General features: G+C 65.7%; 15 protein-coding genes. 11 read left to right on the top strand and 4 right to left on the bottom strand.

Features of this window, described 5'->3' with window-relative positions:
- Positions 1-10 precede the first annotated feature (10 nt).
- The 3 genes from ACFZAI_RS14775 to ACFZAI_RS14765 are packed head-to-tail and all read right to left on the bottom strand — an operon-like array spanning position 11 to position 2,831.
- Positions 11-250: a hypothetical protein gene (locus ACFZAI_RS14775; RefSeq protein WP_391567562.1), complete on the bottom strand. Its 240-nt coding sequence runs from the start codon at positions 248-250 to the stop codon at positions 11-13.
- Positions 240-746, bottom strand: a complete 507-nt coding sequence (locus ACFZAI_RS14770; protein ID WP_391567561.1) for a DUF523 domain-containing protein — start codon at positions 744-746, stop codon at positions 240-242. The genes ACFZAI_RS14775 and ACFZAI_RS14770 overlap by 11 nt, the downstream gene beginning before the upstream one ends.
- Positions 747-782: 36 nt before the next feature.
- Entirely contained in the window at positions 783-2,831 is a 2,049-nt protein-coding gene (locus ACFZAI_RS14765; RefSeq protein ID WP_391567560.1) for an NYN domain-containing protein, read from the bottom strand.
- Between the two features lie 103 nt (positions 2,832-2,934).
- On the opposite strand from ACFZAI_RS14765, the gene ACFZAI_RS14760 reads away from it, so the two are divergent.
- The 11 genes from ACFZAI_RS14760 (at position 2,935) to ACFZAI_RS14710 (ending at position 12,384) form a co-directional block, all read left to right on the top strand.
- Positions 2,935-3,549, top strand: coding sequence for a GNAT family N-acetyltransferase (locus ACFZAI_RS14760; RefSeq protein WP_391567559.1), 615 nt, complete (start codon positions 2,935-2,937; stop codon positions 3,547-3,549).
- Between the two features lie 181 nt (positions 3,550-3,730).
- Positions 3,731-4,603: a motility protein A gene (locus tag ACFZAI_RS14755; RefSeq protein ID WP_391567558.1), complete on the top strand. Its 873-nt coding sequence runs from the start codon at positions 3,731-3,733 to the stop codon at positions 4,601-4,603.
- Entirely contained in the window at positions 4,600-5,625 is a 1,026-nt protein-coding gene (locus tag ACFZAI_RS14750) for a flagellar motor protein MotB (RefSeq protein ID WP_391567557.1), read from the top strand. The genes ACFZAI_RS14755 and ACFZAI_RS14750 overlap by 4 nt, the downstream gene beginning before the upstream one ends.
- Positions 5,626-5,776: 151 nt before the next feature.
- The gene (locus ACFZAI_RS14745; protein WP_391567556.1) at positions 5,777-6,130 is read left to right on the top strand and encodes a YciI family protein; all 354 of its coding nucleotides are present in this window, start codon (positions 5,777-5,779) and stop codon (positions 6,128-6,130) included.
- Between the two features lie 42 nt (positions 6,131-6,172).
- A complete protein-coding gene (locus tag ACFZAI_RS14740; protein WP_391567555.1) occupies positions 6,173-6,403 on the top strand; it encodes an Arc family DNA-binding protein in 231 nt (76 codons plus the stop codon).
- A gap of 132 nt (positions 6,404-6,535) precedes the next feature.
- Entirely contained in the window at positions 6,536-6,955 is a 420-nt protein-coding gene (locus tag ACFZAI_RS14735) for a YciI family protein (protein ID WP_391567554.1), read from the top strand.
- Between the two features lie 18 nt (positions 6,956-6,973).
- Complete coding sequence (locus ACFZAI_RS14730) at positions 6,974-7,381, top strand: VOC family protein (RefSeq protein ID WP_391567553.1); 408 nt, start codon at positions 6,974-6,976, stop codon at positions 7,379-7,381.
- Positions 7,378-8,652 carry an RNA polymerase sigma factor gene (locus tag ACFZAI_RS14725; protein ID WP_391567552.1) on the top strand — a complete coding sequence of 425 codons (1,275 nt, stop codon included), beginning with the start codon at positions 7,378-7,380 and terminating at the stop codon, positions 8,650-8,652. Before ACFZAI_RS14730 ends, ACFZAI_RS14725 begins: the two co-directional genes overlap by 4 nt.
- 96 nt (positions 8,653-8,748) lie before the next feature.
- Positions 8,749-10,335: an EAL domain-containing protein gene (locus ACFZAI_RS14720; RefSeq protein ID WP_391567551.1), complete on the top strand. Its 1,587-nt coding sequence runs from the start codon at positions 8,749-8,751 to the stop codon at positions 10,333-10,335.
- Between the two features lie 53 nt (positions 10,336-10,388).
- On the top strand, positions 10,389-11,213 hold the full coding sequence (locus ACFZAI_RS14715) for an AraC family ligand binding domain-containing protein (RefSeq protein WP_391567863.1): 825 nt from the start codon (positions 10,389-10,391) through the stop codon (positions 11,211-11,213).
- A 178-nt stretch (positions 11,214-11,391) separates the two neighbouring features.
- Positions 11,392-12,384, top strand: coding sequence for a DMT family transporter (locus ACFZAI_RS14710; RefSeq protein WP_391567550.1), 993 nt, complete (start codon positions 11,392-11,394; stop codon positions 12,382-12,384).
- Here the strand turns inward: ACFZAI_RS14710 and ACFZAI_RS14705 are convergent.
- Positions 12,347-13,015 carry an HAD family hydrolase gene (locus ACFZAI_RS14705; RefSeq protein ID WP_391567549.1) on the bottom strand — a complete coding sequence of 223 codons (669 nt, stop codon included), beginning with the start codon at positions 13,013-13,015 and terminating at the stop codon, positions 12,347-12,349. The two genes, ACFZAI_RS14710 and ACFZAI_RS14705, sit on opposite strands and share 38 nt — an antisense overlap.
- Positions 13,016-13,054 lie beyond the last annotated feature (39 nt).

Here is a 13,054-nt window from a genome sequence, read left to right as displayed (position 1 = left end):
GGCGGCGTGCTTAACGTCGCCTGCCGCGCCAGATAAAGACGGCGCCGGCCGCCAGCAACACGGTTGCCGGCAGCACCCAGACAAAACCCGAAGACGTGTAGACCACCTGGTCGACGGGGTCGTAGTAGCGGCCCAGTTCGTTGAAGTCCCACTTCAAGTAGAACGCGTACCAGGCGTAGTAGAAGAAGGCGGACAGCGCCAGGCACAGCACGGCGCCGATACGCATGACGATACCCGTCCTACGCCCCATCTTCGGCCTCCAGCCGCAACAAACTGGCGTCGGCTTCGCCCCACTGCTTTTCGCTGAAGACCCGCACACCCGCGCGCGTAAGCAATTCGGCCGTCACGCCCACGCCCGGTTGGCGAGCGCCTGCGAAATGCCCGTCGTAAACATAGCCGCTGCCGCAGGATGGGCTGCCTTCCTTCAGCACCGCAATGCGAATGCCGCGCTGTTGGGCAAGCGCCAGCGCCGCTTGACCGCCTTGCACAAACGGCAAGGTGACGTCTTCGCCCGTTACCGCAACCACGCGCGCGCCGCTATCCAGCACGTCGGCGGCACGTTTACCGGGTTCGATTTCAGCGGGCGGACGCGGGATGGGCATCCCGCCCGCCACTTCCGGACAGACCGAGACGACCCGGCCCTCGGCGCGCCAGCGCGCGAGGACGGCGTCATCGTGGGGCACCCCGCGCCCGTCGTAGCGCACGGGGTTGCCCAACAGGCAGGAACTGATCAACACATATTGCATGGCGACGTCTGCGCAGAAAAATGACGCCCTGAACGATCAGGAAGCCGATTCATCCGACTTGCGCGGGCGACGGCTACGGCTGGCCGTTTGGGCGGGGGCTGCGCCGGCATCGGTGGGGGCCGCGTCTGCGAGGGGTTGAGCTGCCGTCTTGGCCGCTGCGGTCTTAGTTGCAGACTTAGTCGCCGTCTTAGTCGCCGTCTTAGTTGCCGTCTTAGTTGCAGACTTAGTTGCAGACTTAGTTGCAGACTTAGTCGCTGTCTTAGTCGCCGTCTTTGTGGTCTTCTTGGCGGGCGTCTTCGTTGCCGTCTTGGCCGCCGATTTCTCCGGGGCCTTCTCTTGCGCCTTCTCTTGCGCCTTCTTGGCTTCCTGCTCGGACGCCGCGCGGGCGGCGGCCTCGGCGGCGATGCGCGCGGCGCCGCCTTCAAACGGGTCCGACACCTTGACCGGCGTCTTGACCGACTCGCGGCGCGCCTCGGGCGGCGTTTCCACAAAGGTCCATTCCGCGATGTTCACAGCGGGCAGCGGCTGGCGCGCCTGCGGCAACGGGGTCGGCATGGGCGGCAGGCGCGACGGTTGAACCGGCTTGGTTTCCTGCGCACGCGCCAGCGCATCGGCGCGCATGGCTTCGAGCTTGGCGGCTTCCTTGGCGAGCTCCTGCGCGGTTGCGCGGTCGGCTTCCGCTTGCTGGCTGGCTTGGGCAAACGCCTCGGCCTGTGCCGCAGGCGACGCGGCGGCGGGGGCTTGCGCCACGTCCGCCGCGGCCTCGGGCGCCGCGGCCTGCCCATCGGCAAGCGCGTCAGCCGGGGCAGCTGCGCCAGGCGAGTTCATGGACGCTACGTTTGCGTTCTGATCGCCGCGCTGGCTGGCGCCTCGGCCCGACTTGCGGCCGCCACGCGATCTGCGGGAGGGCCGGGAATCGGTGTCTTCCTGAACGGCAACGGCGTCGGTGTGCGTGTCGCCCGTATCAGCCGGCGCCGACACGGCCGACGGTTCGGCTGCGGCGTGGCGGCCATGCGCGGAACGCGAGCTATTATTCCGGCCGCCACGGTCGGTGCGATCAGAGCGGTCGGTACGGTCGCTGCGTTCGCCGCGGTCGGAGCGGTCGGAGCGGTCGGTACGGTCGGTGCGTTCGCCACGGTCGCCGCGTTCGGCGCGGTCGGTACGTTCAGAGCGGTCGCCGCGGTCGGCGCGCTCCGTGCGATCCGCCCGAACCGTAGCCGGTGCGCTGTCGGCAACCTCGCCCGCATCCACGCCGTCCACGCTATCGCGGTACACATACGTGCCCGCATTTTCCTCGCGGCCAACTTCCAGGAAACCGCGCTTTTTGGCTTCGTCCAGCAGGTTGCCAAAGGCGCGAAAGCCGTAGTACGACTCGTTGAAATCCGGTTTGCGGCGCTTGAGCGCGTCTTTCAACGCCGATGCCCAGATCTTGCCGCTGTCGCCGCGTTCGGCCATCAGCGCTTCGAAGGTTTCGACCACCATCTCGACGGCCTGCGCCTTGCGGGCGTCAAGTTCTTCCTTGCGGCGGATTTCTTCGTCGGGCGTGCGGCGCTGGCCGGTGCTGGCGCTACCGCGGTTGTCGCGGCGGCCGTCGGCGGTGCGCTGCACTTCGCGCGCCAGGTCGTCATAGAAGATGAATTCGTCGCAGTTGGCGATCAGCAGGTCCGACGTGGATTGCTTCACGCCCACCCCGATCACCTTCTTGTTGTTCTCGCGCAGCTTGGATACCAGGGGCGAAAAATCAGAATCGCCGCTGATGATCACGAACGTGTTGACGTGCGACTTGGTGTAGCAGAAGTCCAGCGCGTCCACGACCAGCCGGATGTCGGCCGAATTCTTGCCCGATTGGCGCACGTGCGGAATTTCGATCAGTTCGAAATTGGCCTCGTGCATGGGGGCCTTGAATTCCTTATAGCGTTCCCAGTCGCAATAGGCTTTTTTGACGACGATGCTGCCCTTGAGCAACAGACGTTCCAGCACGGGACGAATGTCGAATTTCTGGTACTTCGTGTCGCGCACACCCAGCGCCACGTTCTCGAAGTCGCAGAAAAGCGCCATGCTGACGTTTTCGTTGGGGGTATTCATATTCTTCTCCAAAGCCGAGGCGGCCACGTTACACCGGGCCGCCAGATAGCGCTCATGATATACATATCCGGCTTCAGCCCCTCATTTTGCGCGATCAACCGCCGTGCCTGACACCCCTGCCTACCCCGCCCTGACCACCCCCAGACTGACGTTGCAGCCCCTGTCCATGCAGGACGCCGAGGCCATTCAGCGCATCTTTCCGCAATGGGAAGTGGTGCAGTTCCTGGCGGATCAGGTGCCTTGGCCCTACCCGGAAAACGGCGCGCGCGACTATCTTGAGCACGTGGCGCTGCCCGCCATTCATCGGGGCGACGAGTGGCATTGGACGCTGCGCACCCATGCCGACCCGGGCCGAATGATCGGCATGGTCAGCCTGATGGACAACGAGGCCAACAACAATCGCGGCTTCTGGCTGGACCCCGATTTTCGCGGGCAAGGCTATATGACCGAAGCCAGCGACGCCGTCACGGCCTATTGGTTCGACGTGCTGGGCAAGCCGCTGCTGCGCGCGCCCAAGGCCATCGTCAATACCGGTTCGCGCAAGATTTCGGAACGCGGCGGCATGCGCGTCGTCGCGGTTGAAGAACGCGGGTTTGTCAGCGGGCGCTACCCCGCCGAGATCTGGGAAATCACGCGCGAGGAGTGGGAAGCCCGGCAAGCGCGGCAAGCGCAGCAAGCCGCCCAAGGTCGGCAGGCGCCACCGGTTCAGCGCGGTTGACTGCACCGATCCGCCCCTTATTTTGCCCCTGCCCCGCCGCCCCCTGACAGGCAGCCTAAGCCGGCGCTTACCGGCCCTTTAGGCCCGCTTTCCGGCGAATTGACCCGAATGACTCCTGGCTAGAATTCCCGACATTCCGGCATTCCGCGCGTAGGGGTGCCTTCCCCTTCGGGCAAGATCCATGAATCCGTCTTCCGTCATCGGCGCCGTTGTTGGCCTGCTTACCCTGCTTATCGTCGTGGCGCTGTCCGCCACCGACGCCAGCATGTACTTCAACTTGCCAGGCCTGGCCATCGTCTTGGGCGGCACCTGCGCAGCCCTGTTTATCGCCTACCCGCTGAATGAAGTGCTGCGCGTGTTCTCGCTTGTGCGCACCGTGTTCCGCAACGACCAGCATGACCAGCAGCGCGACATCGAAGAACTCGCGACGATGGCGCAACTGTGGATGAACACCGACGTCCATAAGGTCGAGCAAGCACTGAAGAAGGTGTCGAACCCGTTCCTGCGCACCGGCGTGCAGCTGATCATCGACAACACCCCCGAAGACCAGATCATTGAAGTGCTGCAATGGCGCGTGGCGCGTTTGCGCGCCCGCGAGCAGGCCGAAGCGCAGATGTTCCGCGTGATGGCGACCTTTGCGCCGGCCTTCGGGATGCTGGGCACGCTGGTTGCGCTGATCAACCTGATGGCGGTGCTGGGTGACGGCAGCATGACGATGATCGGCCAGCATCTGGCCGTGGGCCTGATGACGACGTTCTACGGCATCTTGCTGGCCAACCTCATCTGCAAACCGATTGCGCTGAAGCTGGAACGCCGCACCGCGCGCCGCGTGGAATCCATGAACATGGTGCTGCAAGGCATCTCGATGATGTGCGAGAAGCGCGGCCCGGCGGTGGTGCGCGAGACGCTGAATTCCTTCGTGCTGCACGTTGAAGACGAAATCTACGACGGTGGCGCGGGCGCCGCGGCCCAGCCCAAACCCAAGACGGAAGGCCAGGTCAAACCCGCCGCCCAGCCCGTCTCCATCAACCGCCCGGCCCCCGCGCGTCAATGAGCCTGATTTCTCCTTCCCTGGCGCAGCGGATCGAGCAGGCCCGCCAGGCCCAGTTGCGCGCGCAGAAAGCGGCGGCCAACAACAGCGGCTGGCGCCCCACCAAGAGCGACCGCAAGGACCGCTATTCCCGCTGGCACGTTGAAGAGACAGTCGAACAGGATTCTGAAAACTGGCTGCTCAGCTACCTGGACCTGATCACGCTGCTGCTGGCCATGCTGGTCGTGATGCTGGCGGTGTCGCGCCTGCACGGCCAGGCCTCCGGCCCGTCGGACGAGCCGATGGAGCTTGTCGGGACGCTGGCCAAGGCCGGCCTGCCCAAGTACGACGGCGAATACGCTGAATTCGACATGCCCGCCATTCCCGCCAGCTGGGCCGAACCGCCCGCGGCCCCTGCGGCCACGGCTGCGGCCCCCGCCGCCCCCGCCGACGACGACAGCGTCAAGGTGGCCGATGCCGCCCCGCCGCTGATGGCGCCGTCCAAGGAATCCTTGGGGCTGGGCGACCTGGGCAAGTCGGTGGACGTGATCATCAACGAACAGTCCGTCAGCTTCCGCATCAGCAACGAACTGCTGTTCCCGTCGGGCCAGGCCACGCTCAGCCCGGCCGGCCTGGACGTGATCAAACGCCTGGCGACGATTCTGAACAAGAACGAACACCAGGTGTCGGTCGAAGGCCACAGCGACCCCGTGCCGATCCAGACGCGCCAGTTCGCCTCGAATTGGGAGCTATCCAGCAGCCGCGCCACCAGCGTGCTGCGCGAGCTGGTGCGCGACGGCGTCGCCGGCCAGCGCCTGCGGGCCGTGGGCTATGCGGAAACGCGCCCCATCGAGTCCAACGACACGCCGGCCGGCCGCGCCGCCAACCGCCGCGTCGAATTAATCATGGATATTGCACCGAAGCAGGCGCCGGCGAAGGAAGCGAAAGCCGCGGCTTCGGCTGCCCCGGCCCCAGCCGTCACGGCGCCCGAATCTGCCGCTGCCGCTCCCACGCCCGCCGCGCAGCCGGCCCCGGCTCGGTCCTAAGCCCCCCGCAACAGGCCGGCGCGCGGCATCGCGCGCCGCCATGACGATCTTCCAGGAAGGGTGACAAAAGTCTCCCATCCAAGCTGGCGTGTGGCCGGGCAACGGCGTTAAGCTTCGGCCATTCCACCCTCAGGCCAGAACAGGAAACGCCATGTCCTATATGTTGCTGATCGTTGAACCGGTAGGCCAGCGCGCCCAGCGCACCCCCGAAGAAGGCCGCGAGGCCTATGCGCAAATGGTGCGCTACGCCGAAGCACTGAAAAGCCGCGGCCTGCTCGTCAGCGCTGAATCCCTGAAGTCCGACTCCGAAAGCGTCCGCCTGCAAATCCGCGACGGCGAACGCTCGCTGCTGGACGGCCCCTACGCCGAAGCCAAGGAAATGATCGGCGGGTTTTTCCTGCTGACCTGTGAGTCTCGCGAAGAAGCGCTTGCGCTAGCCGCCGAATGCCCGGCGGCGCAATGGGCAACGGTGGAAGTCCGGGAACTGGGGCCGTGCTTTATGTAGGCATTTGCAGGCACCCAACAAGCAATTAGGAGTAACGGCACCATGCCTGCATTGACCATTAGAAATCTCTCGGAAGACGTGCTCCGCGCACTGCGCATGCGGGCAGAGCAGCATGGACGGACTATCGAGGCCGAAGTCCGCGCCATCCTGAAAGAGGCCACCCGGTCAGAAAAACGCATCAGGCTGGGTTCATTGCTCGCGCGTATCGGTCGGCAGTTGAACCTTACCGACGAGGAAGCGTTGCTATTCAGCCAAAGGAACCGACACCGCTGAAGTCCTAGTATTTACCCTAGCTTCGCGACATTCCTGTCGATCTGAGTCACCCCCGTTCGTCGTCCCCCTACAAGCCCCCGAAGCTCCCTTTGGAACCCAGGCGGCGATGTCCTACCCCAAGGAGAGACTCAGATGCGATTCATGATCATCGTGCGGGCCACGCCCGATAGTGAAGCCGGCAAGATGCCGGACGAAAGCTTGCTTGCGTCGATGCTGACCTACCACGAGGCCCTGGCCAAAGCGGGGGCACTTCTCGACGCCAACGGTCTGCACCCCACAAGCAAAGGCTGGCGCGTGCAATACGACGGCGAGCCGGACGGCAAGCGCACCGTCATCGACGGCCCCTTCGCTGAAACCAAGGAACTGATCGCGGGCTACACCTTGATTCAGGTGCGCTCGCGCGAGGAAGCCATGCAATGGGCGATGCGCTTTCCCACACCCTTTCCCGGCCAGCGCTGCGAGATCGAGGTGCGCCAGCTTTTCGAGCTGGACGAATTCGCCCCCAGCCAGGAAGTCGAACGATTTCGCGACATCACCGGCGTCAGCCACTGATCCTCTGGAGACCACGTCATGCACAAGAAAATCTTCGTCAACATCGCCATCGGCGACATGCAGAAATCGCAAGCCTTCTTCAAGCAGCTGGGCTTCACGTTCAACCCGCAGTTCACCAACGACCAGGGCGCCTGCATGGTGATCAGCGACGACATCTACGCGATGCTGCTGACCCGTGATTTCTTCAAGGGCTTTACCGACAAGCCGCTGGTGGACGCGAAGCAGGCCACCGAAGTGCTGATCTGCCTGTCGTGCGAAAGCCGCGCTGAAGTCGATGACCTGGTCGCCCGCGCGCGGGCCGCCGGCGCCTCGGTGCCGCGCGAGCCGCAAGACCACGGCTTCATGTATGGCCACGGCTTCGAAGACCTGGACGGCCACATCTGGGAACTGGTCTACATGGTGCCCGGCGAGGTCCCCGCAGCATGACGCAAGCGGCCACGCATCGCGCCATTGAAGCCGTCTGGCGGATCGAGGCCGCCAGCGTCATCGCCGGCGTTGCGCGGCTGGTGCGCGACGTCGGGCTGGCCGAAGAACTGGCGCAGGATGCGCTGGTGGCCGCCCTGGAACGCTGGCCCGATACCGGCGTGCCGGACAACCCCGGAGCGTGGCTGATGACCACCGCAAAGAACCGCGCCCGCGACCGCTTGCGTCTGGACGCGCTGCACACTCGCAAGCACGAGCAGATCGGCCACGAGCTGGAAGCCTTGCATGCGGATGTGGAGCCCGACTTTGTCGACGCCCTGGACGCCGCGCGCCAGGACGACATTGGCGACGACCTCTTGCGCCTGGTCTTCACCGCCTGCCACCCCGTGCTGTCCACCGACGCCCGGGTGGCGTTGACGCTGCGCCTGCTGGGCGGGCTGTCTACCGCCGAGATCGCGCGCGCGTTTCTGGCGTCCGAATCCACCATCGCCCAGCGCATCGTGCGGGCCAAACGCAGCCTGACGGCAGCCAACGTGCCGTTTGAAGTGCCGCGTGCAGAAGACCGCGCGCCCCGGCTGGCCTCGGTGCTGGAAGTGATCTATTTGATTTTCAACGAAGGCTATTCAGCGACCTCGGGCGATGACTGGATGCGCCCGGCGCTTTGCGATGAAGCGCTGCGGCTGGGCCGCATCCTGGCCGAACTCACACCGCAAGAAGCGGAAGTGCACGGCCTGGTCGCGCTGATGGAATTGCAGGCGTCACGCTTGCACGCCCGGACCGATGCGCAAGGCCGCCCCGTCCTGTTGATGGAACAGGACCGCAGCCGCTGGGACCCGCTGCTGATCCGGCGTGGGCTGGCCGCGCTGGCGCGTTCGGACGCGCAGGGCGGCGCACGCGGCCCGTATGCGCTGCAAGCGGAATTGGCCGCCTGCCATGCGCGCGCCCGTAAGCCAGAAGACACGGATTGGCCGCGCATCGTCGCGCTATACGACGCGTTGGCGCAGGTGATGCCGTCGCCGGTCGTGGCGCTGAACCGCGCCGTCGCCGTCGGCATGGCCTTTGGCCCGCAAGCCGGGCTGGATCTGGCCGATGAGCTGTCGTCCAACCCCGCCCTGGCCAACTACCACTGGCTGCCCAGCGTGCGCGGCGACCTGCTCGCCAAGCTGGGCCGCCACGCCGAAGCCCGCGCAGAATTTGAACGCGCGGCCGGCATGACACGCAACGCCCGCGAACAAGCGCTGTTGCTGGCGCGCGCCAAGGATATGCCCACGTAACCTGGACGACTGTCAAATATTGTCAATGCACGCAACGCGCGCGCGGGCCGGGAGTAGCCTGATCCGTATCGTGAAAAGCAGGTTGCGGAGCGTCGCATGAACAAGACAGGCATGGTGTTATTGGCATCAACGGTTGGTGTCCTGGCCTTGATCGTGCCTTTTTCGCTGTCGCTTTATCTGGCGCAGACGCAGGGCCGTGACGACGCGCTGGCCTCATTGCACGACCTGGCCGAAGACGTGCTGCACCGCGCCGACAATGCCCGCCTGCAAATCAGCGACGCCATCGACGCCCTGAACAACAACCCCGCCGAACCGCCCTGCTCGCCCGAGCAACTGACGCGCATGGGCATGTTGTCGGCGGCGTTCAGCCACGTGGCGGGCATGGCGCGGCTGGAGCATGACGCGCTGGTCTGTACCACGCTGGGCGCGCAAAGCGTGCCGTTGAACCTGGGCGCACCGCATGGCAACCGCCAATACGGCTTGCGCTTCTGGAGCGCAATCGAATTGCCCAACCTGCCCGGGCAAACCTTCAGCGTGCTGGGCCGCGACGGTTACGCCGCGCTCGTGTATCCCGATCTAGCGATCGACCTGCTGAACCGCGAATCGCCCGTCTCGCTGGCCTTCTTTTCCACCGGACAGCGCTTGATTCTGGGCCGCCGCGGCGCCATCCAGGACGAGTGGATCGACCGCTACCAAGGCCAGCCCATCCAGTTTGAAGACGGCGGCTACTTCGTGGTGATTCAGCCGTCCGACACGGGCGACAGCGCGGCGTTGGCCGCCATGCCCTCGGCGCTGGTGCAGGCGCAGGTACAGCGGTTCGCCTACATCCTGGGCCCCGTCGGCCTGATCCTGGGGCTGTTGCTGACGGGCGTCGTGGTGTTCGTCGCGCGCCGCCGCCTGTCGCTCAGCGGCGAGCTGCAGGCCGCCATCGACCGCGACGAATTCTTCGTGGAATACCAGCCCATCATCGACCTGCAAGACGGCCGATGCGTGGGCGCCGAGGCGCTGGCGCGGTGGCGCAATGAAGACGGCGCGCTGGTCAGCCCCAACGTGTTCATTCCGCTGGCCGAAGCCAACGGCATGATCCAACGCATCACCACCCGCGTCATGGAAATCGTGGTGCGCGACGCCGCCGAATTGCTGCGCGCCGACCCCCACCTGCACATCGCCATCAACCTGTCGCCCGACGATCTGCATTCGGAAGGCATGGACACGCGCATGAAGGAACTGGCGGCAAACGCCGGCATGGGTCCCGCCAGCCTGATGTTCGAAATCACCGAGCGCGGATTGATGTCGCCCGACAAAGCGCGCGGCGTGTTGCTCGCCGTGCGGGCGGGCGGCTTTCGCGTGGCGATCGACGACTTTGGCACGGGCCATTCCAGCCTGTCGTACCTGGCGACCTACGAGCTGGACTTTTTGAAGATCGACAAGATGTTCGTCGATACGCTGGGCACCGACGCCCCGACCAGCCTGGTGACGTTTCACATCATCGAACTGGCGCGTTCGCTGGGTTTGCAGATGATTGCCGAAGGGGTAGAGACCGAAGCGCAGCGCGACATCCTGCGCGCGCGCGGCGTGCAATATGCGCAGGGCTGGTTGTTCGGCCGCCCAATGAGCATCCAGAAATTGGGGGAATTCATTGCACGGGCGAGCCACGGGCTGCGGCCGGCGGCCGTGCTTTAATCCCAGGCATGTGTTCCGTGCATGCCCCCTCGCCCACTCCGGGCGCGCCCGTACTGACGGGCGTGCCGGCGGCATTCGACCACCCCAATGACCGCGCCGAATTCCGTCACGCCGCGCATCAGCCCGGCGTGGAGCTTTACCGCGCCCACATCATCCGGCACGCGTTCGAACCCCACACGCATGAAGCCTATGGCTTGGGCGCAATCGAATCCGGCGTCGAACGCTTCCGCTACCGGGGCGCGGATCATCTGGCCCCGTCAGGCTCCGTCGTGCTGATGAACCCCGACGAACTGCATACCGGCCGCGCCGAAACGGAAGGCGGCTGGCGCTATCGCATGGTCTACATCGATGCGGACGTCGTGGCGCGCGTGACGGGCGAAGCCGGCTGGTGGTTCGATACCGCGGTGGGCCATGACGCCGCCAGCGCGCAGCGCGTCACCCTCTTGCTCGACACCCTGTGGCAAGCGCACGAACCGCTGGCCTTCGACAGCGCGCTCTACACCCTGCTGAACGAATTCCGCCGCCACGCCCGCGTGCCGCGCGATGCACAAGCGGAAGGCGCACCGCGCTTTGCGCCCGTCATCGACTACCTGCGCGCGAACCTGTCGCGCCGGCTCACGCTTGACGACCTGGCCGCGGTGGCCGGCTTAAGCCCGTTTCACTTCCTGCGGCGCTTTCAGTCGCACTATCACGCCACGCCGCAGCAGATGCTGATGGCGCTGCGCCTGTTCGAGGCCAAGCGCCTGCTGGCCGCCGGTATTGAACCCGCGCAAGTGGCGCTGGCGGCCGGTTTGACCGACCAGGCGCACCTGACGCGCGCCTTTTCGCGCCGCTACGGCGTCACGCCCGCCCGTTACCAGAAGCAGGTTCGCGCTTGAACCGGTTCTGCCTTCACCCCATTCGCACTTGAATCGGTTCTGCCTTCACCCCGTTCGCGCTTGAACCGGTGCGTCTTAACCACGCCAACACTTGAACCGCGTCGCCACCGCAATCTGGTACAAGACCCGCCCTGCCCGCGGTGGCTAGACTGCCCGCATTGATTCGCAGGAGCAAGGTATGTGGGCAGGAACCCTTTATGCGCTGGCCGCCGGCTTGATGTGGGGGCTGGTGTTCGTGGGGCCGTTGCTGCTGCCGGAATACCCGGCGGCGCTGCAATCCGTGGCGCGCTACCTGGCGTTCGGGCTGATCGCGCTGCCGCTCGCGTGGCTGGATCGCAACCGCTTGCGGCAGTTGCGCCGCGCCGACTGGATGGAAGCGCTGAAGCTGGCCGCCATCGGCAACCTGCTGTACTACCTGTGCCTGGCCAGCGCCATCCAGCGCGCGGGCGGCCCCGTCCCCACCATGATCATCGGCACCTTACCGGTGGTGATCGCCATCTGCGCCAATCTGCGCAACGCGCGCCGCGACGGCAAACTGCCCTGGAAGCGTCTGGCGCCTTCGCTTGCGTTGATTGCGCTGGGCATAGGCTGCGTCAATCAGGTGGAGCTGCAAGCGCTGCGCCAGGACGCCGATGCCGATCTGTCGCGCTACGCGGTTGGCGCCTTGCTGGCGCTGGCCGCCGTCGCCTGCTGGACCTGGTATCCGCTGCGCAACGCCGACTGGTTGCGCGCGCATCCCGACCGCAGCCCCAGCACCTGGGCCACGGCGCAGGGCGTGGCCACGCTGCCGCTGGCCTTGGCAGGCTACGCCATACTCTGGGGCGGCATGGCCGCCGCCGGCAGCGCCTTCGACATGCCATTGGGCCCGCGCCCCGACGTGTTCCTGGGTCTGATGATCATCATCGGCCTGTTCGCATCGTGGCTGGGCACCTTGTGCTGGAACGAAGCCAGCCAGCGGCTGCCCACCGCCTTGGCCGGCCAGCTTATCGTGTTTGAAACGCTGGCCGCGCTAGCCTACGCCTTCATCCTGCGCGGCACGGCGCCTGAACCGCTGACGCTGGTTGGCATCGGCTGCCTGGTCGTGGGCGTGCTGCGCGCGGTGCGCGTGAAGCCCATACCCGTACCGATACCCGCTACAGCAAGTCCGGCAAGCGGCTCAGGTCATCAATGACGTCGAACGCGCCTTCGTCCAGCAAGCGCTGGCGCTGGTTCGGCCCATTGTGCGACGCGCCCACATAGCCCACCGCCCGCATGCGCGCGGCGCGGGCGGCGCGCACGCCCGGCACGCTGTCTTCCACCACCACGCAATCCAGAATCGCCGTGCGCATCTGGCGCGCGGCGAACAGGAAGACGTCCGGCGCGGGCTTGCCCTTGGCCACTTGCGCCGTGCTGAACACGTTGGGCGCGAAGTCGTCCCACAGGCCCACCAGCTTCAGCGCGGCTTCCAATTTGGGCGGCGTGCTGCTGCTGGCCACGCAGACGTCCATCCCCCGTGCGCGCAGCGCGGCGACCGTTTCGTGCACATGCGGCAAGGCCCGCAGTTCTTCGCGGAACGTGTGCGCAAGGCGGTCGGCATACTGCCGCGCGAAGCTGTCGGGCAAGGTGCAGGAATTTTCGCTTTGCAGGGTTTGCCACATGTCGGCATCGGGAATGCCAGCGAAACGGTGGGCGGCTTCTTCGGGCGTGATCGTAATGCCATGTTCGGCCAACGCGCGCGACTGTGCGCGCGCGGCGATGATTTCGCTATCGATCAGAACGCCATCGCAATCGAAGATGACAAGGCGGGTGGTAGACGGTTGCATATCGGCTCCAACAAGGTCGGCCTTCATGATAGGCCTCGT

Origin of the sequence: Achromobacter sp. NPDC008082 (assembly GCF_042957345.1) — a bacterium.
GTDB classification, from domain to species: domain Bacteria; phylum Pseudomonadota; class Gammaproteobacteria; order Burkholderiales; family Burkholderiaceae_B; genus Achromobacter; species Achromobacter kerstersii_A.
The sequence above is the reverse complement of the archived record's forward strand: the minus strand, read 5'-3'. Positions and strand labels throughout refer to the sequence as shown.

Excerpts from the sequence above, each read along its gene's own strand:
- ACFZAI_RS14775 (WP_391567562.1), bottom strand. The coding sequence starts at position 250 with ATGGGGCGTAGGACGGGTATCGTCATGCGTATCGGCGCCGTGCTGTGC.
- ACFZAI_RS14770 (WP_391567561.1), bottom strand. The coding sequence starts at position 746 with ATGCAATATGTGTTGATCAGTTCCTGCCTGTTGGGCAACCCCGTGCGC.
- ACFZAI_RS14765 (WP_391567560.1), bottom strand. The coding sequence starts at position 2,831 with ATGAATACCCCCAACGAAAACGTCAGCATGGCGCTTTTCTGCGACTTC.
- ACFZAI_RS14755 (WP_391567558.1), top strand. The coding sequence starts at position 3,731 with ATGAATCCGTCTTCCGTCATCGGCGCCGTTGTTGGCCTGCTTACCCTG.
- ACFZAI_RS14750 (WP_391567557.1), top strand. The coding sequence starts at position 4,600 with ATGAGCCTGATTTCTCCTTCCCTGGCGCAGCGGATCGAGCAGGCCCGC.
- ACFZAI_RS14745 (WP_391567556.1), top strand. The coding sequence starts at position 5,777 with ATGTCCTATATGTTGCTGATCGTTGAACCGGTAGGCCAGCGCGCCCAG.
- ACFZAI_RS14740 (WP_391567555.1), top strand. The coding sequence starts at position 6,173 with ATGCCTGCATTGACCATTAGAAATCTCTCGGAAGACGTGCTCCGCGCA.
- ACFZAI_RS14735 (WP_391567554.1), top strand. The coding sequence starts at position 6,536 with ATGCGATTCATGATCATCGTGCGGGCCACGCCCGATAGTGAAGCCGGC.
- ACFZAI_RS14730 (WP_391567553.1), top strand. The coding sequence starts at position 6,974 with ATGCACAAGAAAATCTTCGTCAACATCGCCATCGGCGACATGCAGAAA.
- ACFZAI_RS14725 (WP_391567552.1), top strand. The coding sequence starts at position 7,378 with ATGACGCAAGCGGCCACGCATCGCGCCATTGAAGCCGTCTGGCGGATC.
- ACFZAI_RS14720 (WP_391567551.1), top strand. The coding sequence starts at position 8,749 with ATGAACAAGACAGGCATGGTGTTATTGGCATCAACGGTTGGTGTCCTG.
- ACFZAI_RS14710 (WP_391567550.1), top strand. The coding sequence starts at position 11,392 with ATGTGGGCAGGAACCCTTTATGCGCTGGCCGCCGGCTTGATGTGGGGG.
- ACFZAI_RS14705 (WP_391567549.1), bottom strand. The coding sequence starts at position 13,015 with ATGCAACCGTCTACCACCCGCCTTGTCATCTTCGATTGCGATGGCGTT.